Below are 18,879 nucleotides of genomic sequence, written 5' to 3'. Positions count from 1 at the left end.
TTTACAGGTTTTTTGTCTTTTAATACTCAAAAAATGATTAATAATCTGTCCTATAAACTTATATATATAGGGGGAGGAGGATTGCAACTATGAGAAAAATGCGCCGAACTTCCCTATTGAAAAGTGGGCCACTGCCATTAAAGTACGTGTTTTTAATAACGTTTATTCTATTTAATATTTTGACGGTTTTTAGTTTGATTATCATCAATAAAAACCTGGAACCGAGTTTAAGGAGTATAGCAGAAACGAAAGCACGTCAGATTGCAACACAAGCTATTAATGATGCCGTCTCAAAGAAGATAGCAAACAGTCTAAATCCAGAGGAATTAATTATTGTGTTAAATGAAGGTACGGATCATGTAGCTTTTAGTACCAATCATAAAGTAGTGAACACGGTGATTTCTGAAACTACGTTAAGAGTCCAACGGTATTTGGACTTCCTTGAAGAAGGTAATCTGGAAGGAATGGAATCATATAAAAATGATTTGAACATAGATTACGAAGAATCAAAAAAGCAGAATGGAATCGTGTATAAAGTTCCGTTAGGGATGGCGACTAAAACGACCCTTTTTTCCAATCTTGGTCCGAAAATACCAGTGCGGTTTGAAATACTGGGTGATGTGATTTCGAATGTGGAAACAAAAGTGATTGAAACAGGAATAAATAATACAGTGATAGAGGTCTATGTAAATGTGAGTGTGAAGATGAACATTATCATTCCGTTGGTGGAACAGCCAATGGAGATAAATAACTCTGTAAAAATAGGAGATTTAGTGATTCCAGGAAAAGTTCCGATGTATTATCATGAAAGTGGAAGCGGTGGTGGAGGGGTTGCACCAGTTATCATCCCTGAGATTCCAGTAGAAGAACAAAAGAATAATAACTGATTAACCCGGTCCTGTAATGTTCGATTGCAGGGCTTTTTTTATTTTGGGTGGCTTTTTCAGATAGGAAACGACATCTTCTTTACAAACATCCACCACAGAACTAATAATATCCAAGTCATTAGTAACATTATAATGAACCAATCTTTTTGCAATTTTGAGGGCGGTTTCCTTGGTTACGGAAGAAGAATCAGGATTCATGATGAGTCTCTTCGTAGTTATTGATTACATTTTTCATACCAGGGATAGCAATTAAACTAAGGGAAGTCATCAAGCTGAGCATGAACATAGGGGCATTGCTTGTCTTATCTGTCATCATGACATAAAAAAGAATGGCAAAACCGGAAACAGCCAATAGTTTAAAAATGACGTAGAAAGATTGTTGGATTAATTTCATTAGTATCACCTCATTAGTATTTAGAACGTTTGTTCTGTTTTTATTATAATAGAACAAGTGTTCTAAAAGCAAGCGTTTTATTCAAAAAAAAAATAACACCGTGAAGTGTTATTTCAAAAAAGATTTATCTAATAGCTTAGAAAGCTCTGATAATCCAGAGACTGTATAGGTTGCTTCGCTTTCTTTAAATAGGTTAAAAGGATCGATACAAATTGTACTACAACCCAATAATGCAGCAGGAAGGATTTCGTTAATATAGTTATCACCAACGCTCAGCATTTGGCTGTAAGGAACATGGTGTTCCTTAGATATGTATGAAAGACGATCTGCTGTATGTACCGGTTTATTGGCTTCATAAATTTTATCATGAAAGTAAGAAGTGAATCCGAGTTTCTTCAATATGACATCGCTGTCTGTCTGCGGGCTATTAGTCATAAGAATTAATGTATATTTTTTATGGAGCTTTTCTAATACATTAGCAAACTCTGCTAATGGTTCTAATAGAAAGTCATCTGTCATCATATGTTCTCTTGTTTGCAGGAATGCCGCATATGCTTCCTCGCTACTTAATCCGTAGTGTTTGGCAATGGAAACCGGTACCCACCATAGATCCCCGATACTTAGCATATCAAACAGGTCAAATTGAAGAGGTTCGGGATAATAGGAAGTAAGTTCTTCTTGTGATACTTCCACTCCGCCCCAAGTCCAGCCTCTAGATACCTTCCCATCATTATGGGCCAGAATTAAATCTTTTTTAGCATCATACACCCTACCCATCTTAAGAGTATGTGTCCCTGCCTCAATAGCTTTATAGTCTTCTTCAAACGTGGTCTGTTTTTCCGCTGGTAACTTGTTTTTGAGAAGGTCGGCGTAATACTGAAAGTGGTGTGTATCCTCATAAAGTGTACCGTCCAGGTCAAATACGATAGTAGAAATGTTATTCATAGCGTCTATTCTCCTTTTCCCGTGATATTATCATTGTACTATATTCATTGATTGTATTATGGAAAATTTCTTTTTTGAGTATAATGGAACAAGAGGAGCGGATGATTATGAAACTAACTTTTTTGGGTACAGGTTCTGGTGTTCCTGCAAAGCACCGAAATGTATCTTCGCTGGCATTACATATAGATGATAAAGAGGGTTCTGTGTGGCTTTTCGATTGTGGGGAAGCAACACAGCACCAAATTTTACATACATCATTAAAACCAAGGAAGATTTCTAAAATATTTATCACCCACTTACACGGAGATCATATCTTTGGCTTGCCTGGACTGTTGAGCAGCCGTTCTTTTCAAGGTGGGGAAACACCTTTGACGGTTTACGGTCCGGTAGGGATAAAAGAGTATATTGAAACCTCTTTACGAGTGAGTATGACACATGTGAAGTATCCATTAATTATTAAAGAGTTTGAAGAAGAAGGATTACTTTTGGAAGAAGCGGATTTCACCATAAAGGGGAAAAAACTTGTCCATGGAATTTCTTCATTTGGCTTTCGGATTGTTCAGAAGGACTTACCAGGTGCGTTATTAATGGACAAAGTTAAGCAAAGCAATATCCCATCAGGTCCACACCTTCAAGAACTAAAAGAGGGGAAAAGCGTTACCTTGTCTGATGGCAGAATAGTTGAAGGAATAGATTATATCGGTCCTCCTAAAAAGGGGAAGGTGATCACCATACTTGGGGATACAAGGTATACTCCTGTTTCTGTTGAGTTGGCGGAAGAGGCGGATGTCCTTATCCACGAAGCGACTTTTGCAGCAAAGGATGAAATGCTTGCAAGAGAGTATTTCCATTCCACTACTGTCCAGGCGGCACAGGTTGCCAAGGAGGCAAGAGCGAACCAATTGCTCTTATCGCACATAAGTGCGAGGTATCAGCAAGAGGATGTTCTCTCATTGATGGAAGAGGCAAAAGAGATATTTTCTAACACGGTTGTGGTAAACGACTTTGATGTAATTCCGATAAAATAAAAATCACAATGGAGTAGGACGATTACTTTCGAGGTAATCGTTCTTTTAGTTTGTTTGTTACATTTTCATTACCAATGTTACAGGAGTGGAGGGTAAGTGGATTATACATCGTTAGCCTGAATGATTTAAGGTTGGGTGGAACACCATTTTTAGTGTTCCTAGCCTATGGGTCAATTAGTCTTATTAAAAGGAGAATAGGGTACTAGAATTGCGGTAGAAAGAGATTAAATGGGGAATAACGGCTACCAGTTTTAGCTAAATTCACCTAACTTTAAAAGTGTTGTAACAATAGAAAGATAGGGGATTGGTACAATATTACATATAAGGTAAGGGGGAGAGATAAGATGGCTAAAGAAATTATCAATAATGAAGATCTTTACGAAATGTTAGACGGACTGCTAAGAGAACCGGGGGCTTTCTGGAATGACTTTTATAAGGACAGAAACAAGGAGATCCCATTTTTCAAGGTGAATGGTCCAGATGAAAATTTAGTTTCCTATTTGGAGAATGGCCTGTTACCTAAACGGGTGTTAGAGATAGGATGTGGACCGGGGAGGAATGCAATTTATCTAGCAAAAATGGGCTGTACAGTAGATGCTATTGATATTTCAGAAAACGCATTGACTTGGGCTAGAGAAAGGGCTTTATCTGAAAAGGTGGATATTAATTTTCGTCACGTCTCCCTTTTTGAGTATGGATTCGACCCCAACAGTTATGATTTTGTTTATGATAGTGGCATGTTCCATCATCTTGCTCCACATCGCAGATTGAGCTATATAGAAACAATAAAAGAAGCTCTAAAGAAAGACGGTCACTTCGGTCTAGTTTGTTTTAATACAAAAGCGGCTGCAGAAACTGCTGACTGGGATGTTTATGAACAAGGAAGCATGAACAGAGGCATTGGCTATTCGGAAGAAAGATTGAGACGTCTTTTCATAGAAAACTTTACTATCCTTGAATTGAGGGAAATGGTAAAGGTTTCACAGCCAGCTGAATTGTTTGGTGAGGACTTTTTATGGACGAGTTTAATGAAAATTAAATAGATACGCTAGTTTGAATTAATTGAAACTAAAACTATTTCCATTCGTAAATGTATTAGGAAGAAAAAAAGGGGGAGTTAGTTTGTTCACAGATTTAAACCAAGAGTTACTAGAAGTTAAAGACAACCTGCGTAAGAAAGCAAAGTACGAAGAGCATATTGAAAGACTGAGTACATATTTGGCAGAAGAAAAGCGTAAAAAAATTCAGTTGGAATCGCTTTTAGAAAAAGAAGAAGATGATGTAGCACGTCTTGAAGGCTTTACATTGACGAGTGTTTTCTATTCGATGATTGGCAAAAAGCTAGAGAAACTTGACCAAGAACAGAAAGAAGCTCTAGTTGCAAAACTAAAATATACCGAAGCTGTTGAAACGATACAGGATGTAGAACAGGAACTGGCTGAATTTCAAGCGTTACTTGCACCAGTGGCAAATGCTCCAGTTAGATATGAGAAGATTATTCGGGAGAAGGAAAAGCTTATTCACGACTCTAACTCGGTATGGAGTGTAAAATTATTTGATCTAGCGGATAAAGAAGCAGACCTTCAAACGAACCTGAATGAATACGATGAAGCAATTGATGCCGGTCAATTGGCATTGCATGCTTTGGAGCGGGCGTTATCTTCCTTAGATTCCGCAAAAGGCTGGTCCACATTTGATATGTTCGGCGGCGGGATGGTATCCACTGCGATGAAGCATAGCCGTTTGGATGAGGCTAAAGCGCATATCCATCAAGCACAAAATAAGCTACGAGTTTTTCAAGATGAATTACTTGATATCAAGCATCACTTTGATTCCACGATTGAAGTGGGAGGGATGTTGACTTTTGCTGATTACTTCTTTGACGGCCTGATTGTCGATTGGATGGTGCACGGGAAAATTACGGAAAGCTATGACCAGACGTCTCAGATTATCGGAAGAGTTTCCAGGTTGCTTGGAAGTTTGAAAGGCCAGCGAAACCAAATGGAAGAAGCGTTGCTTTCTGTTAAAGAAGAAAAGAAAAACCTTCTTGAATCTTCAAATTAAAAGAAAGCGGCCACTCCTCGTGAGTGGCCGTTTGTTTTACCAAGAACGATCATATTGTTTTGGCGACTCAATCTCTACACCAAGATGCTTTGCAGCTGTTCTTGGCCAGTATGGGTCACGCAATAGTTCTCTAGCAACGAAGATTAAATCTGCACGGTTATTTCTTAAAATTTCTTCCGCTTGCAAACCAGAAGTGATCAGTCCAACTGCACCTGTATCAATAGCAGCACCTGACTTAATGGTTTCGGCAAAACCAACCTGGTAGCCAGGATACACATCAATCGCTGCCGGCACCACCGCACCAGAGCTGACATCCACTAGATCCACCCCTTGCTCCTTCATCCATTTAGCATAGGTCACATAGTCTTCTGCTGTTAATCCCTCAGGGTGATAGTCATTTGCAGATACACGGACAAATAATGGACCATCCCATACTTCATTTACGCCATCAATAATGTCATGAAGGAAGCGATAGCGATTTTCCGTACTTCCACCGTATTCATCTTCACGTTTGTTCGTAAGAGGTGATAGGAATTCATTGATTAAATATCCATGAGCACCATGAAGTTCAATAATGTCAAATCCTGCTTCCTTGGAACGCTTGGCGCCTTCCACAAACGCAGCGATTGTTTCTTTTATGTCTTCTGTAGACATTTCCACAGGAGTTTTCATTTTTTCGTTAAATGCCAATGCTGTTGGTGCATAGATGTCTCCGTCCACCATTGCTTTTCTGCCGGCATGAGCAAGCTGAATGGCAGTTTTGGAGCCATGGACCTTAATTTGTCTATTTAATTCTTGGAAGCCTTGAATATGTTCGTCGTTCCAAATTCCAAGATCTTGTGGAGAAATGCGACCTTGTGGCTGGACCGCGGTTGCTTCCACCATGATCAGCCCTACTTGGCCTACTGCGCGTGATACATAGTGAGTCATATGCCAATCTTGAACATGCCCGTCTTCATTATGACTGGAATACATGCACATTGGGGACATGACAATCCTATTTTTCAGTGTTACACCTTTAACTGTATATGGGGAAAATAATGCTGATTTCATAAATGATTCCTCCTATATATTTCGAGTTCCTAAAATATTATATCAAACGTTTTTGTTCCCACCAAAAGATAGGTGTTCAATTCTTGAAAATAGTAGTATGATAGGAGCAAAATACTACTATCTAGAGGAGGATGGGAGATGCACTGGCAAACGAAAGAGCAGCTGACAAATCTACTTGTATCCCTTGTCCAGCACGGAAGTGTGACATTATCCGGGGAAGAGAAGCGCTTGGCTTCTTTTATTTATTATCAATTGAATCATCTAGATTATTTCCAAGAGAACCCTGGTAATTTGGAGCTCCATCGTATGGAGGATGGGCGTTCTTTTGTAACCGCTTTAGTGAAGCAATCTGAGAAGAAGGATACGATTGTGCTTGTCAGTCATTTTGATGTAGTAGGGGTGGAGGATTACGGATTCCTGAAAGATCTTGCTTTCCAGCCGATTGAACTGACACGAGAGTTAGAGCACCATGCAGATGCCCTTCCTGGTGAAGCGAAAGAACACCTACTTTCAGGCGATTGGCTCTTTGGGAGAGGGGTCATGGACATGAAAGCGGGACTGGCTCTTCAAATGTCACTCCTGGAAAAAGCGATTGATGAAAAATGGGATGTAAACCTGCTCCTATTGGCGGTTCCGGATGAAGAGGTAAACTCACAAGGGATGCTTCAGGCACTGCCAGCTTTGGGTGATCTAGCTTCGAAACATGATTTGAATTTTAAGGCTTGCGTTAATTCAGAACCAATGTTTCAAAAATACCCTGGAGATAACAATCTCTATCTATATACTGGAGCTATTGGAAAGCTATTGCCTGGCTTTTTCTGCTACGGAAAAGAAACACATGTCGGGGAGCCCTTGGCTGGCCTCAATGCTAATTTAATGGTTTCAGAGATACAAAAACTTATGGAGTGGAATACGGATTTATGTGAACAGGTAGGGGCAGAAGTGACACCACCTCCAACGAGCTTAATCCAAAAAGATTTAAAAACGGAGTATTCCGTACAAATTCCTCACACCGCGGTGACGTTATATAATGTCTTATTTATGGAAAAATCGTTGACGGATTGGGAGGCAGATTTTCTTCGTATCGCAAAGCAGGCGGCAAAGAATATCAATGAATTTTGCAAAGGTAAAGCTGACCAGTTTAAACGGTTCACATCTTTTACAGAAATGCCTGTGGACGTAGCGGTCTATACCTATGAAGAGCTTTTGAACAAAGCAAAGGCCATTCATGGCGATCAGGAAATGGACATGAGGATTTCTTCGGTGATTGTATCCAACTCTCATTTAGATGAAAGGGAGCAGTCCATTAAAGTTGTGGAAGAAGTGGCCTCCTTATGTAAGGATTTAGGTCCGATGATCATTCTGTTTTTTGCCCCACCATACTATCCTGCTGTGGCGACGGACAATAAGGAATTACTGGATTCAGCTCGAGCGTTTATTCAGAAGTGGAAAGTAGATGCAGATGTTGAATTCAACGAGCAGCGCTATTTTTCGGGTTTATGTGATTTGAGTTTTATAGGCAAAGGGGATTTTTCTGCAAAAGATCGACTGCCTTTCAATATTCCAGTCTACGGGGCGACATATTCTCTGCCTTTTGCAGAGATGGAAGCATTGCAGATGCCTGTGTTCAACTTGGGGCCTGTGGGGAAGGATCCTCATCAATGGACAGAGAGATTGAATGTTAAGTTTTCTTTTGAGGAGTTTCCACCGATATTGGCTGATTTTGTGAAGAATTTATAGTTTGTAAGCCTGTTTGGAGAGCGTAGTCTTTCTAGACAGGCTTTTTTGTTTAGGGATTGTGAAATAGTTGTTTGGGGTTGTGATGAAGACGTGAGTGACGAGGAAAAAGGAGAAGAGAGGTTCTCGTGTACGTGATGAAGACATGAGTGACGAGAAAAAAGGAGAAGAGAGGTTCTCATGGACGTGATGAAGACGTGAGTGACGAGAAAAAAGGAGAAGAGAGGTTCTCATATACGTGATGAAGACGTGAGTGACGAGGAAAAAGGAGTAGAGAAGTCCTCATCGCCGGTATGAAGACCTTGGTGACAATGAATTTCATTAAATCAGTCAGAGATTAAGCACTAAGGAAAGCACCAGCCATTATTTCAAAGCATCTGAGAGCTTAATCCCGTCTTGACAGTTACCCGAAGATAACTGCTTTTTTGGATGAAAAGTCATTATTAATTGGTTAATTATGTTAAAATTAATGTAGCTTATTTGACAGGAGTTTGATGCGCATGACATCTACACAAGTAACTTGGGGCGATGCAATCGTCCAATTAACCTGGGAAAAGCAATCTCAACTTCCGCCAAGAGATTTAATTACCAGCACTCACGGTTATTGCTTTTATCAGGGTAAGTTGATGCTGGTCAACCTCAGAGATAGAGGATGGGATTTTCCCGGTGGGCATATTGAACTCAATGAAACTCCAGAGATGTGTTTTCAAAGGGAAGCAATGGAGGAGGGGTATGTGGAAGGAGATTGCCGCTTGCTCGGTTCCATCGTGGTCGATCATCATAATAATCCACACTGGAGCGAAGAGAGTCTTTATCCTAAAGTGGAATATCAGGTTTTTTATAGAATGGATATCAAGAAGCTTCATAGTTTTAGGGCAGAGTATGAATCATTTGAAAGAATTTTTATTGAACCTAGCGATATACCAACCTACTATAGTAACTACAATATCGTCTATCAAGCCATTTTAGAGGATAGTTTAAATATAGGGCGTGTATCAAATGTAACTGGTATCAATGAATTAGGTAGTCCTTATAGGGGATGAGTTTTGGTAATGGGGGGCTGAAAATTTGACTTTTATTTTGCCAGGGTGGGCGCAGGTGGTATTTAATCTTGCAACATTACTCATTGTTCTTTTTTTATTAAATTCACTTCACACTTTCTTAACGAAAAAGATTGAGAAGAAGTGGTTGGAGCGATTGATTTCATTAGGACTTGGTGTAGTTGCAATTATGTCAATCTTTGCTCTTCATAATTCTTATGATTCATTTAGTGTGATGAGCAATGACCTCATTATTACAGGTGAGGGTGAGGTCAAGGATGTTGGTGAAAAGGATGCTTGGCTCTTGACAACGGATGATGACCTGGTCGTCTTCAGTAATGACCCTTTGTTCATTAGGGAGGAGTTTCGTTTTAAAACAAAAGACCATGAATCGATAAGATTTAACTTGCAGCACACATCTAAAGAATATGAGGTTGAAGCGCTACAGAGCATGGCTGTGAAATTTGCTGATGCGATAAGTGAAGAGCGGCCCAAAGGCCTTCCTTTATATCTCTCTTTCTACAGCTACTATGATGAAGTGATGAAAGAAGAGTGGCAGAAGAAATTAAGTGCCGAGGTGAGGAAGTATAGGAAAAGTGAATTATCAACTGAGAAGTTGCAATTGATTGTAAACGAAATTCTTGTAAGTATGGATGAATATGAGGATATGATGTTTGAAGTCGAAGTTTTAGATTAAGTTTATCAGCACTTGGAAGTAAACCCTCTTCCAAGTGCTGTTTTTTTGTGGGGTTGAGGGTCAATTTGATGCCATTTCCCTCAGTTTCTCCGCCAACTCTTCGCCCATTTCACGTGAACGTTCTGTCGCCCCCTTGATACAGTTCTCAAAGGCTTCAGAAACTTTCCAATCGTCTAGGACAGAAATCCCTCGCTGTGTTGTCCCGCCTGGACTTGTTACTTCTCTTCTTAAGACTTCTGCATCTTTGTCTGTCTCTTGCAGCATGTGAGCTGCACCTAATAACGTCTGGCTGACAAGTTTTTTTGCGACTTCTGTATCAAGTCCTTGAGCCAATGCTGCTTTTTCCATCGCTTCTGCAATGTAATAGATATAAGCAGGACCGCTTCCGGAAACGCCTGTTACAGCATGAAGTTGGTCTTCCTCTACAATGGTGCATAGACCGATTGCGGAGAACAACGATTGTACTAGGGTCAAGTCGCTTTCAGTAGCTAAGGAGCCTTTTGCAATGGCAGTTGCAGATAAACCAATGGCCGCTGATGTATTTGGCATGGAGCGGATGACACGCAATTCTTGTTCAAAAAGGTCTTGAATGACGTCAGTCGAGATGCCTGCCAGTACGGAAACAATAAGCTGCTCTTTTGTTACATAGGATTTGATTGCTTGAATTCCGTCTTTAGCGTCCTTAGGCTTCATGGCCAAGAAAATCACATTTGCTCCTTTTACAGCGGCTTCTTTATTTTCCATAATGGTTACGCCATATTTATCTTTAAGGCTTTCGAGACGTTGTTGATCCTGTTTATTTGTCACTGTTATATCCTCTTTTGCACAGATTCCCTGTTTTAACAGTCCGGCGATAATCGCTTCAGCCATGGAACCGGCACCAATAAATGCTATCTTCATAATTAACACGCTCCTTTAAAATAGAAAAAAGACCTATCTGTCCTGTATAAAAGGACGGATAGGTCTTATCCGCGGTACCACCTTAATTGGTTAGTTGAACCCAGCTTTGATTCCCGTATCGTGGGAGGACGATCAGGTTTGCCTGATTGTTCCTGGGTAGGTTCAAAAGTGCAGGGGATGAGGAGGTCTTTCAGCCGGTGAACCTCCATCTCTTTTCATCTTGCAGCATTTTACTGGTCCCGTTCGTCACGTTATCATTTGTAATTTTATACATTATCCATCGGAAGGGATGGAAAGTCAAGGGGATATTTGTCACGATTGTTTAATTTATTTGGAGAAAGCTGCTTCAAAATTCCTACACAGTCGTGGACGTTATTTCAAAAAAATGAACTGGGAAATTTTAATAGTTATTCAGGAATACCCCTTTCTTTTTTCCCTTATTTAGTGCATTCTATAATTGAATGGTTATTCAATGGCTGTTTTGGTTCTATTATTTCGTTATAATTTTGTACATCACTTATATATATACTAAAACGAATTAAAAGGGGATTATGATGAACGACATTTCTTGTAAGCAAGAGATTAAACAAATTACAATCCCGACTCCGTTTGCGGTTGGGGACGTACATACATACATTATCATTACCGATAAAGTGACACTGGTGGACGCTGGTGTGAAAACAATGGAAGCTTGGGAAGTTTTTCAGCGCGAGTTGAGCAGTCATGGACTGAAGGTATTAGACATTGATCAAGTGGTAGTGACACATCATCATCCAGATCATGTTGGTTTATTGGATTATTTTCCTGCTAATATACCAGTATATGGGCATAAACGTGCACACCCTTGGATGACGCAGGACCAACGTTACTTTTCCACTCATGAAGCATACTATAAAGAGCTATTTGAGCGAATGGGAGTGGAGGAACGCTTTTATCCTGTATTGGATGCCATTGACAAGCCATTACGTTTTGCATGCCAAAGGGGGCTCACTTCTTTTGTTGGAGAAGGGGACCGCCTGGACGGTTTGGCAAATTGGCGCATCATGGAAACGCCGGGGCATGCAAGCAGCCATCTTGTTCTTTTTGATGAGACGAGTGGAACATTAATCGGTGGAGATTTAATTTTAGCGGATATCTCCCCTAATCCGTTGGTGGAGCCCCCTTATGTGGATGAAGCGGAACGGAAGAAAGCGATGCTTGAATACATTCACTCTATTGAAAAAATGAAACGTTTACCGATAAAACGGGTGCTTCCAGGACATGGGGATATTGTTAAAAATGTCCCAGTATTATTAGAGACCCGATTAAAGCAGCAGGATAAACGAGCAAACAAGGTTTTAAACTACCTCAAAAATCAGCCAGCCACTGCCTATGAGATCTGTCAGTTCCTTTTTAAATCTGTCTATGAAAAACAACTTTTACTAACACTTTCTGAAACAATCGGCCAGATTGATTATCTTCTTGATAAGGGCTTGATTGTAGAAGATGCAACATCCAAGCCCTATACATATACAGCAGGAGGGAAGTAAGCGATGGCTAGTCTTCAAGGTAAATATATCGTTATTACTGGAGCTTCAGGTGGGATTGGGAAAGCACTTGCTCTTGAGGTTGCCAAGCGGGGAGCAACACCGGTACTCATGGCACGATCCTTGGATAAGTTGGAACAGGTAGCTGCTCAGATAAAGATGAATCATCAGATAGAAGCGCCTTTTTATCAATTGGATGTTCGTAAACAGGCAGATATCGAACATACTTTCAAACAAGTAATGACCGAGATTCCTGCTGTGGATGTGTTGGTAAACAACGCTGGCTACGGAAAGTTTGATGATATTGCAGATCTTTCCCTTGATGACATGAGTGGGATGTTTGAGGTCAATGTGTATGGATTAATTGCCTGTACGAAGATGGTCTTGCCGTCCATGCTCGAGCAAAATCAGGGACATATCATCAATATTGCTTCACAGGCTGGGAAAATTGCGACTCCGAAGTCGAGTGTGTACGCAGCAACGAAGCATGCTGTTCTCGGTTTCACCAATAGCATGCGAATGGAGCTTTATGATACGAATATTGTTGTAACATCTGTTAATCCAGGTCCAATCAGAACGGAGTTTTTTGATATTGCAGATTCATCTGGTAGCTATAAGCAGAAAGTGGATAAGTGGATGCTTGAGCCTGATTATGTTGCCAAACGGATAGCGGATGCGATGTTCACTCGTACCCGGGAAATTAATCTTCCAGGCTGGATGAACATGGCCAGCAAAATGTATCAGGTGTTTCCAGGAGTGGTGGAAAAATTCGGCGGCAAGGCTTTTCGACAAAAATAGTTAGGCTCTTGTTACCGCTTAGTTTCTTAAAAATAACATCCAGCTCTATTATAAAGCTTGTAACCTTTCCATCCTTCTTTCGTCCAATAGAGCAAGAGGTGAGAAAAGGATGAAAACAGTAAAATTCATGTCATTGCTGGCATGTTTCCTTCTTTTATTCGGTTGTGGAACAGCTGGTGGCAACGACAACAACAGCAGTTCAGGTTCTAATGAGGAAGCACCAAATGAAGAACCGGTGGATGTTGATGATCAGGCAGTTGAAGATCTGACAGGTTATATCGTTTCGGTTTCTGATGAAGGGCAAACCCGTATTTTAGTGACAGGTCAACACCCAAGCAGTGGCGGCTCTGGCACTTCGGCAACTATGTACACGCTTGAAGAGAGCACAAAGGTCGAAAACTCTGCAGGGGAGCCGTTGGAAGCAGCTGATCTTATGGCGGGTATGAAAGTAATTGTCTGGAACTCTGGCATAGTTGCAGAATCCTTTCCAGCCCAGTCTGGTGCCATAAAAGTGGTGGTAGATGAAGGGCAGGATGAACTCGAACAAAAGGCTATTGCCAAGGCGTTAGAAGAAGTGGAAGCCGGGTATCCGTGGCACGTCGAGGAAGTGACGGAGCAGGGGGAGCAATCGTATAAGGTAACTTTAAAGAACCTGTTGGATGACAGCGAGCCGGTTGATATTGAGGTGGAAGTGAAAGAGGGATAATATCCTTTTATGAGACGTCTTGTGTGATTGGTGCAAGGCGTTTTTTTGTTCATTGAGAGTTTCCTAGTTTCCTTAGCGAGGGTGGTTTGTTGGGATTTGACGAAGTTTGTCGGTTGGCGTGTATTGCCTTGAGTTTGGACAGTAAATAGGTGAGTTCGGCTTGTATTTTGACATTTCCGACAGTAAGTATCATCCAACGTGACTTTCTTGTAATCCTAGACATGAAATGGAGGCAAAGTACTATGAATTTTATCTTAGAAGACGAAAATTTAGGTATCGAGGTCATTAAAGCAATACAAACAGGTGATATTCCAGTTCTTGAGCGTTTACTTGCCGCTCATCCTGACCTTGCCACGGCAAGAATTATCGCCAAAGGCTATCATGATAAAATATCTGACGCGTTTGGAGTGTCCCGCACATTGCTTCATGTGGCGACCGACTGGCCTGGACACTTTCCGAACGGAGCAACGGTTGTCCGAACACTAGTGGAGGCGGGAGCAGAAGTGGATGCTAGGTTTACTGGTCATCACACGGAAACACCTCTTCATTGGGCTGCGAGCAGTAATGATGTGGAAGTGATCCAGGAGCTTCTTGATGCTGGGGCGGACATAAATGCCACAGGTGCAGTAATCGCAGAAGGAACCCCATTAGATGATGCGGTAGCATTTGGGCAATGGGATGCAGCCCGCTTGCTAGTAGAGAATGGAGCACAGGCTAAGCTCTGGAATGCAGCGGGACTGGGGATGCTTGATGAAGTGAAAGCGTACTATGAAGGTGATCAGTGTCCTTCCGCATTCGAAACTACTCAAGCCTTTTGGCTAGCATGCTATGGTGGTCATCTGATGGCGGCAGAATACCTTTTCAGCCAAGGAGCGGATCTCAATTGGATCGGTTATGATCATCTTACTCCACTTGATGCTGCAGTTCGTAATAACACGGATGTGAAACTAATTGAGTGGCTACGTAATAATGGTGCTCACTCTGCAGAGGCAATGGAGTAAGGTTTTTTTCGTTTAGGTTCTTTGGCTGAATTCTTAGAGATGTACTTCTCCCACATAGCTTGGAATCCGTACATCAATAAGGATTTTATTAAAAATAGTCCATATAGTTGATGGCGGTTCATTTTTTTCATTTCGAATACCCCTATTTTTTTAAAAAATACGTATACGGGATATACAAATATTGCATCTACAATTGCATTCAATAGGAAGTACAAGTAGAACCTCCCATATGTAAGACGTAAGATCCAAAGGGAACCGGCAAAGAACGGTCCTACTATAAATGCAAATTCATTTACAAAATAGGGCGGGATTTTTTTATAGATAGCCCACCATTTATACTTTTCCGCCACAATGCTCTCTAATGCAATTAATATAGACATAAATAATGTTCCCGGCAAAAAACGTTTAAAGTGCTTCCACCCAAGAAAAGGGAGTGTCAGAATGGAGATGAATACCATTATCCATAATACAAGCACAGGCTTTTTCTTCATGATGTCGCTCCTTTTCTAGATGAACTCTTCTTTTATCTTGTGTAATTACGTCGGATTTATGAATTATTTTGCTATGTCTCTTACCATTTACTCAAAAATTCATACACTACATCATTGACCGCATCAAACACTTCTAGATCGGCATCTTCGGCAACCGCTCTGCTCACTTCCTCTGCCATTTTTTCGTACTCTTCCTCATTAAGCGGAACAGATTCAACGTCATGCTGATATTGAATAAAACAATTTCGAATCATTTTTTTCACTAAATTTCTTTCCATTTCGTTCACCTCATTTCCTTTATTATAAGGGTTTTGCCCACTTAACAAGAGCTTGAAAAAGGTATTTGTCGAAATATGTAGTGGAATTTACCATTGAAACCGAACGTATATTCGCTTATTATTGGGTATATACTACTAATGCGAACATACTTTCTGTTTAGTGAGGTGTGAAGGTTCGTGGGCATGGATTACAGCAAGATGCCAAACAACAAGATTTTATGTGTAGATATGAAAAGCTTTTATGCAAGCTGCTCTGCAGTGATGATGGGACTCGATCCGCTCACTTGCTATTTGGCGGTGGTTGGGGATACAGAGCGACAGGGGAGCGTGGTGCTTGCAGCCTCTCCCATGTTGAAAAAGGAATTTGGTATCAAGACAGGTTCCCGCCGGTTTGAGATTCCAAACGACAAACGCATCCATATTGTAAACCCCAAGATGGCAACATATCTGCGCATCTCCACAGAAATTACGAGACTCTTCAACCGATATGTCCCAAAGGATGCCATCCATACCTATAGTGTCGATGAAAGCTTCTTGCAAGTCGACGGGGTAGAAGCGCTTTGGGGAGATGCCACCACGATTGCTGAAAAAATCAAAGAGGACATGGAGCGGGAATTTCAGCTTCCATGCGCCATCGGAATTGGCCCGAATATGCTCATGTCAAAACTATGCCTAGATCTTGAAGCAAAAAAGAAGGGCATAGCCGAGTGGACTTATGACGATGTGAAAACAAAGCTTTGGCCGCTTTCCCCTCTCAGTGAAATGTGGGGAATTGGATCCAGAGTACAAAAAACCTTAAATCGAATGGGGATTTTCAATGTTGGACAGCTCGCAAATTACCCCCTCGAGCTGCTGGAGAAAAAGTTTGGTGTGATGGGAAATCAGTTGTACTATCATGCCTGGGGGATTGATCTATCAGAGCTTGGCGCTCCCATTATTCAGGGGCAGATCAGCTTTGGCAAAAGTCAGATTTTAATGCGCGACTATACAGACCCGAAAGAAGTCAAACAAGTCATCTTAGAAATCTGTGAGGAAGTCGCCAGGAGAACGCGGCATCATCGAAAAGCCGGCCGTACCATCAGTCTTGGAATTGGCTACAGCCGCGATGAACTTGGCGGAGGATTCTATCGCTCTCGAACAATGGAACGAGCAAGCAACGTCACCATGGACTTATACCGTACTTGCCTTGAGTTGTTTGAGGAAAATTATGAACCAAAAACCGTCCGAAAGATTGCGATCTCGCTCTCTAACATTGTGGATGACAGTGAAATGCAACTAAACTTGTTTGAACTCGAACAGCCAAAAAAACGCGACCTAGGCTATGTAATGGACACCATCCGCGGAAAATACGGAACCAATGCGCTATTGCGGGCTGTATCCTATACAAATGCCGGAACTGCGGTGCACCGAAGCAGGTTGGTTGGTGGGCATAAAGCGTAGAGGATTTGCTATAGCTAGAAACGTGAGAAAGGATGTTTAAAGATGATACGAGATCGCGGAACCATTAAATGGACGTCCATGATGCTGCCGGAGCATGTGAAAATGCTGCGCGATTGGACCAAAGAGGATTTATACCAAACCAAGCCCGAGATTGATGAACAACGGCTAGAAGAAATGAATGATCTGTTTTGCGAAGCGATGGAAACGGGTAAGGAAGTAACCATTACCTATTATGAAAAAAGAAGATACCATCTGTTTGTAGGAGCGGTGCATCATCTCGATGCCTATCAGAGGCGCTTGCATGTGGTGGATAAATTCGGCGAAGCGGGCTGTTTATGTGTAGAGGATATTTTGGATATTTCCTGATAAATAAGGCTGTTTTCACAAAGCTTGTTGCTTTCAAGAAACTTAATACAGATGAGTGGATTGAAGCGGAAGGCACTCGACTCCGGCGGGAGGTAGCGGTAGACTTGAGACCCCGCAACGAAGTGAGGAGGCTCAAGCACCGCCCCGCGGAAAGCGAGTGACTGCAGCGAAAAGGAACGGTAAAAATAACCAATAACAACATTTATTTTAGAAAAAGAAAACAGCCAAACAAAAACATCCTTCCCAATGAATGAGGAAGGATGCTCCATTATTATTTCTTTTCAAAGTACCCAAGAGCCAAAATCGCCTCAAATACTTCTTCGCCTTCATCAGAAGTAACTTCTACTTCCTGGCCTGGCTGAAGGGCAAGTGCCAAGACACCAAGCAAACTTTTGGCATCAACCACCCAATGCTCCTTTTTAAATAGAACTGTCCCGGAATAAGAACTGATTGTATTCACTAGATTGCTTGCAGATTCGGCAAAAATAGGTTTTAAAACTGTAAGTACCATATGTATCTACCCCTTTTGTATTGTAATACTTTAAGTATAAAGAAAATGATGGAAACAACAAGAGAAAAATATTGATATTATGGAAGGAGGGAGAAAAAGGATGAGAGTGGAAGTGACGGAAAAGACCCCACAAAAACTTTTGACGAAAGCGAGTGGGTTTCTAAAAGGCTATACCCACACCCTCAACCCTTATATCGGCTGCGCTTTTGGTTGTTCCTATTGTTATGTGAGACAAAGCCCGGTTGGTTTGTTCCGCAAACAGGAATGGGGCACATGGGTGGATGTGAAAAAGGATGTAAAAGAAAAGCTCGCCAAAGAAATGAGACTTTTAAGGAAAAAAGAGCAGCCCATCAGCATTTTCATGTCATCCAGTACCGATCCTTATCAACCGGTGGAACACAAGGAAGAAGTTACCCGAACACAATTAGAAGTAATGGCAGAAGAGCCACCTGACTTTCTTTTTGTTCAAACAAGAAGCCCACTTGTGACAAGAGACATCGACATTCTAAAGAAATTGGGAGACCGCGTGATGGTAAGCATCACAATAGAAACCGATCTAGAAGAGGTACGCAAAAGGTTTTCACCCTCAGCTCCACCGATACCTGCAAGACTTAAAGCATTAAAAATATTGCATAAAGAGGGAATTCCAACCCAAGTGGCTATTGCACCAGCCTTGCCGTTTTCCGAAGAATTTGCGTTAAAACTAAAAGGGATAGTGGACAGGGTATGTGTGGATGATTTTACAGGGGACGGAAGTGGAGGCAAGCGGACGGCCCGGTTAGGTGTATATGAGAAATATGAAACGGAAGAAAAGGCGAAGTGGGTGGAAGGAAATGTGCAACAGGAGGTTTTTGAGGTAATGCGAACGGTATTTCCTGAAGAACAAGTTATCCAGAGTCCGGATGGCTTCTTTCCACCCAAAGTATAGTAGAGTCAAAAGCTTAGGATAACAAGGATCCTAAGCTTTTGATGAGGCCACCGCTACTCTGAAAGATTTAGTTATTATTCATACCAGCC

22 protein-coding genes are annotated in these 18,879 nt (G+C 41.3%); 14 read left to right on the top strand and 8 right to left on the bottom strand.

Annotated features, from left to right (window positions below):
• Positions 1 to 89 precede the first annotated feature (89 nt).
• The gene (yunB, locus tag B4U37_RS13880; RefSeq protein ID WP_088018706.1) at positions 90 to 887 is read left to right on the top strand and encodes a sporulation protein YunB; all 798 of its coding nucleotides are present in this window, start codon (positions 90 to 92) and stop codon (positions 885 to 887) included.
• On the opposite strand, the gene B4U37_RS13875 is transcribed toward yunB, so the two are convergent.
• The 3 genes from B4U37_RS13875 to B4U37_RS13865 all read right to left on the bottom strand — a co-directional run bounded on the left by B4U37_RS13875 (position 888) and on the right by B4U37_RS13865 (position 2,226).
• Positions 888 to 1,085, bottom strand: coding sequence for a hypothetical protein (locus B4U37_RS13875; protein ID WP_088018705.1), 198 nt, complete (start codon positions 1,083 to 1,085; stop codon positions 888 to 890).
• Positions 1,075 to 1,281 carry a hypothetical protein gene (locus B4U37_RS13870; protein WP_088018704.1) on the bottom strand — a complete coding sequence of 69 codons (207 nt, stop codon included), beginning with the start codon at positions 1,279 to 1,281 and terminating at the stop codon, positions 1,075 to 1,077. Before B4U37_RS13870 ends, B4U37_RS13875 begins: the two co-directional genes overlap by 11 nt.
• Before the next feature lie 108 nt (positions 1,282 to 1,389).
• A complete protein-coding gene (locus B4U37_RS13865; protein ID WP_088018703.1) occupies positions 1,390 to 2,226 on the bottom strand; it encodes an HAD family hydrolase in 837 nt (278 codons plus the stop codon).
• 107 nt (positions 2,227 to 2,333) lie between these two features.
• Here B4U37_RS13865 and rnz point away from each other — a divergent pair, with 107 nt between their 5' ends.
• The 3 genes from rnz to B4U37_RS13850 all read left to right on the top strand — a co-directional run bounded on the left by rnz (position 2,334) and on the right by B4U37_RS13850 (position 5,318).
• Positions 2,334 to 3,254 (top strand): ribonuclease Z, encoded by a 921-nt coding sequence (rnz, locus tag B4U37_RS13860; RefSeq protein ID WP_088018702.1) that lies wholly within the window; start codon positions 2,334 to 2,336, stop codon positions 3,252 to 3,254.
• 344 nt (positions 3,255 to 3,598) lie between these two features.
• Positions 3,599 to 4,297: a class I SAM-dependent methyltransferase gene (locus B4U37_RS13855; protein ID WP_088018701.1), complete on the top strand. Its 699-nt coding sequence runs from the start codon at positions 3,599 to 3,601 to the stop codon at positions 4,295 to 4,297.
• 79 nt (positions 4,298 to 4,376) lie between these two features.
• On the top strand, positions 4,377 to 5,318 hold the full coding sequence (locus tag B4U37_RS13850; protein ID WP_088018700.1) for a coiled-coil domain-containing protein: 942 nt from the start codon (positions 4,377 to 4,379) through the stop codon (positions 5,316 to 5,318).
• A 36-nt stretch (positions 5,319 to 5,354) separates the two neighbouring features.
• Here B4U37_RS13850 and namA read toward each other — a convergent pair whose 3' ends face one another.
• The gene (gene namA, locus B4U37_RS13845) at positions 5,355 to 6,371 is read right to left on the bottom strand and encodes an NADPH dehydrogenase NamA (protein ID WP_088018699.1); all 1,017 of its coding nucleotides are present in this window, start codon (positions 6,369 to 6,371) and stop codon (positions 5,355 to 5,357) included.
• Positions 6,372 to 6,509: 138 nt separating this feature from the next.
• Here namA and B4U37_RS13840 point away from each other — a divergent pair, with 138 nt between their 5' ends.
• From B4U37_RS13840 to B4U37_RS13830, 3 genes are all read left to right on the top strand, one after another.
• Positions 6,510 to 8,111: a M20/M25/M40 family metallo-hydrolase gene (locus B4U37_RS13840; RefSeq protein WP_088018698.1), complete on the top strand. Its 1,602-nt coding sequence runs from the start codon at positions 6,510 to 6,512 to the stop codon at positions 8,109 to 8,111.
• Between the two features lie 497 nt (positions 8,112 to 8,608).
• Positions 8,609 to 9,151, top strand: a complete 543-nt coding sequence (locus tag B4U37_RS13835; RefSeq protein ID WP_088018697.1) for an NUDIX domain-containing protein — start codon at positions 8,609 to 8,611, stop codon at positions 9,149 to 9,151.
• Positions 9,152 to 9,176: 25 nt separating this feature from the next.
• Positions 9,177 to 9,845, top strand: a complete 669-nt coding sequence (locus B4U37_RS13830) for a hypothetical protein (RefSeq protein ID WP_088018696.1) — start codon at positions 9,177 to 9,179, stop codon at positions 9,843 to 9,845.
• 60 nt (positions 9,846 to 9,905) lie between these two features.
• On the opposite strand, the gene proC is transcribed toward B4U37_RS13830, so the two are convergent.
• Positions 9,906 to 10,745, bottom strand: a complete 840-nt coding sequence (gene proC, locus B4U37_RS13825) for a pyrroline-5-carboxylate reductase (protein ID WP_088018695.1) — start codon at positions 10,743 to 10,745, stop codon at positions 9,906 to 9,908.
• Positions 10,746 to 11,296: 551 nt separating this feature from the next.
• Here proC and B4U37_RS13820 point away from each other — a divergent pair.
• The 4 genes from B4U37_RS13820 (at position 11,297) to B4U37_RS13805 (ending at position 14,776) form a co-directional block, all read left to right on the top strand.
• Entirely contained in the window at positions 11,297 to 12,274 is a 978-nt protein-coding gene (locus tag B4U37_RS13820) for an MBL fold metallo-hydrolase (RefSeq protein ID WP_245839989.1), read from the top strand.
• A 3-nt stretch (positions 12,275 to 12,277) separates the two neighbouring features.
• Positions 12,278 to 13,069, top strand: a complete 792-nt coding sequence (locus tag B4U37_RS13815) for an SDR family NAD(P)-dependent oxidoreductase (protein ID WP_088018693.1) — start codon at positions 12,278 to 12,280, stop codon at positions 13,067 to 13,069.
• A gap of 109 nt (positions 13,070 to 13,178) precedes the next feature.
• Positions 13,179 to 13,775 carry a DUF3221 domain-containing protein gene (locus tag B4U37_RS13810; protein WP_088018692.1) on the top strand — a complete coding sequence of 199 codons (597 nt, stop codon included), beginning with the start codon at positions 13,179 to 13,181 and terminating at the stop codon, positions 13,773 to 13,775.
• A 242-nt stretch (positions 13,776 to 14,017) separates the two neighbouring features.
• Positions 14,018 to 14,776 carry an ankyrin repeat domain-containing protein gene (locus tag B4U37_RS13805; RefSeq protein ID WP_088018691.1) on the top strand — a complete coding sequence of 253 codons (759 nt, stop codon included), beginning with the start codon at positions 14,018 to 14,020 and terminating at the stop codon, positions 14,774 to 14,776.
• On the opposite strand, the gene B4U37_RS13800 is transcribed toward B4U37_RS13805, so the two are convergent.
• Together B4U37_RS13800 and B4U37_RS13795 are read right to left on the bottom strand one after the other, a co-directional pair.
• Positions 14,752 to 15,267, bottom strand: a complete 516-nt coding sequence (locus B4U37_RS13800) for a hypothetical protein (RefSeq protein ID WP_088018690.1) — start codon at positions 15,265 to 15,267, stop codon at positions 14,752 to 14,754. The genes B4U37_RS13805 and B4U37_RS13800 overlap by 25 nt on opposite strands.
• Positions 15,268 to 15,347: 80 nt before the next feature.
• A complete protein-coding gene (locus B4U37_RS13795; protein WP_088018689.1) occupies positions 15,348 to 15,545 on the bottom strand; it encodes a YqzH family protein in 198 nt (65 codons plus the stop codon).
• A 183-nt stretch (positions 15,546 to 15,728) separates the two neighbouring features.
• Between B4U37_RS13795 and B4U37_RS13790 the strand changes: the two genes are divergently transcribed.
• Together B4U37_RS13790 and B4U37_RS13785 are read left to right on the top strand one after the other, a co-directional pair.
• Positions 15,729 to 16,985: a Y-family DNA polymerase gene (locus B4U37_RS13790; RefSeq protein ID WP_088020296.1), complete on the top strand. Its 1,257-nt coding sequence runs from the start codon at positions 15,729 to 15,731 to the stop codon at positions 16,983 to 16,985.
• 42 nt (positions 16,986 to 17,027) lie between these two features.
• The gene (locus tag B4U37_RS13785; RefSeq protein WP_088018688.1) at positions 17,028 to 17,351 is read left to right on the top strand and encodes a YolD-like family protein; all 324 of its coding nucleotides are present in this window, start codon (positions 17,028 to 17,030) and stop codon (positions 17,349 to 17,351) included.
• A gap of 271 nt (positions 17,352 to 17,622) precedes the next feature.
• Here B4U37_RS13785 and B4U37_RS13780 read toward each other — a convergent pair whose 3' ends face one another.
• A complete protein-coding gene (locus tag B4U37_RS13780) occupies positions 17,623 to 17,862 on the bottom strand; it encodes an HPr family phosphocarrier protein (RefSeq protein ID WP_010194213.1) in 240 nt (79 codons plus the stop codon).
• 100 nt (positions 17,863 to 17,962) lie between these two features.
• Here B4U37_RS13780 and B4U37_RS13775 point away from each other — a divergent pair, with 100 nt between their 5' ends.
• On the top strand, positions 17,963 to 18,790 hold the full coding sequence (locus tag B4U37_RS13775; RefSeq protein WP_088018687.1) for an SPL family radical SAM protein: 828 nt from the start codon (positions 17,963 to 17,965) through the stop codon (positions 18,788 to 18,790).
• Positions 18,791 to 18,879 lie beyond the last annotated feature (89 nt).

This window comes from Sutcliffiella horikoshii (assembly GCF_002157855.1).
GTDB classification, from domain to species: Bacteria; Bacillota; Bacilli; order Bacillales; family Bacillaceae_I; genus Sutcliffiella_A; species Sutcliffiella_A horikoshii_C.
Note: the sequence above shows the minus strand (reverse complement) of the source record. Positions and strands in the feature narration are given on the sequence as shown.

What these genes read in the sequence shown, in the direction of transcription:
- yunB (WP_088018706.1), top strand. Translation starts at nt 90, where the DNA reads ATGAGAAAAATGCGCCGAACTTCCCTATTGAAAAGTGGGCCACTGCCA.
- B4U37_RS13875 (WP_088018705.1), bottom strand. Translation starts at nt 1,085, where the DNA reads ATGAATCCTGATTCTTCTTCCGTAACCAAGGAAACCGCCCTCAAAATT.
- B4U37_RS13870 (WP_088018704.1), bottom strand. Translation starts at nt 1,281, where the DNA reads ATGAAATTAATCCAACAATCTTTCTACGTCATTTTTAAACTATTGGCT.
- B4U37_RS13865 (WP_088018703.1), bottom strand. Translation starts at nt 2,226, where the DNA reads ATGAATAACATTTCTACTATCGTATTTGACCTGGACGGTACACTTTAT.
- rnz (WP_088018702.1), top strand. Translation starts at nt 2,334, where the DNA reads ATGAAACTAACTTTTTTGGGTACAGGTTCTGGTGTTCCTGCAAAGCAC.
- B4U37_RS13855 (WP_088018701.1), top strand. Translation starts at nt 3,599, where the DNA reads ATGGCTAAAGAAATTATCAATAATGAAGATCTTTACGAAATGTTAGAC.
- namA (WP_088018699.1), bottom strand. Translation starts at nt 6,371, where the DNA reads ATGAAATCAGCATTATTTTCCCCATATACAGTTAAAGGTGTAACACTG.
- B4U37_RS13840 (WP_088018698.1), top strand. Translation starts at nt 6,510, where the DNA reads ATGCACTGGCAAACGAAAGAGCAGCTGACAAATCTACTTGTATCCCTT.
- B4U37_RS13835 (WP_088018697.1), top strand. Translation starts at nt 8,609, where the DNA reads ATGACATCTACACAAGTAACTTGGGGCGATGCAATCGTCCAATTAACC.
- proC (WP_088018695.1), bottom strand. Translation starts at nt 10,745, where the DNA reads ATGAAGATAGCATTTATTGGTGCCGGTTCCATGGCTGAAGCGATTATC.
- B4U37_RS13820 (WP_245839989.1), top strand. Translation starts at nt 11,297, where the DNA reads ATGATGAACGACATTTCTTGTAAGCAAGAGATTAAACAAATTACAATC.
- B4U37_RS13815 (WP_088018693.1), top strand. Translation starts at nt 12,278, where the DNA reads ATGGCTAGTCTTCAAGGTAAATATATCGTTATTACTGGAGCTTCAGGT.
- B4U37_RS13810 (WP_088018692.1), top strand. Translation starts at nt 13,179, where the DNA reads ATGAAAACAGTAAAATTCATGTCATTGCTGGCATGTTTCCTTCTTTTA.
- B4U37_RS13805 (WP_088018691.1), top strand. Translation starts at nt 14,018, where the DNA reads ATGAATTTTATCTTAGAAGACGAAAATTTAGGTATCGAGGTCATTAAA.
- B4U37_RS13800 (WP_088018690.1), bottom strand. Translation starts at nt 15,267, where the DNA reads ATGAAGAAAAAGCCTGTGCTTGTATTATGGATAATGGTATTCATCTCC.
- B4U37_RS13795 (WP_088018689.1), bottom strand. Translation starts at nt 15,545, where the DNA reads ATGGAAAGAAATTTAGTGAAAAAAATGATTCGAAATTGTTTTATTCAA.
- B4U37_RS13790 (WP_088020296.1), top strand. Translation starts at nt 15,729, where the DNA reads ATGGATTACAGCAAGATGCCAAACAACAAGATTTTATGTGTAGATATG.
- B4U37_RS13785 (WP_088018688.1), top strand. Translation starts at nt 17,028, where the DNA reads ATGATACGAGATCGCGGAACCATTAAATGGACGTCCATGATGCTGCCG.
- B4U37_RS13780 (WP_010194213.1), bottom strand. Translation starts at nt 17,862, where the DNA reads ATGGTACTTACAGTTTTAAAACCTATTTTTGCCGAATCTGCAAGCAAT.
- B4U37_RS13775 (WP_088018687.1), top strand. Translation starts at nt 17,963, where the DNA reads ATGAGAGTGGAAGTGACGGAAAAGACCCCACAAAAACTTTTGACGAAA.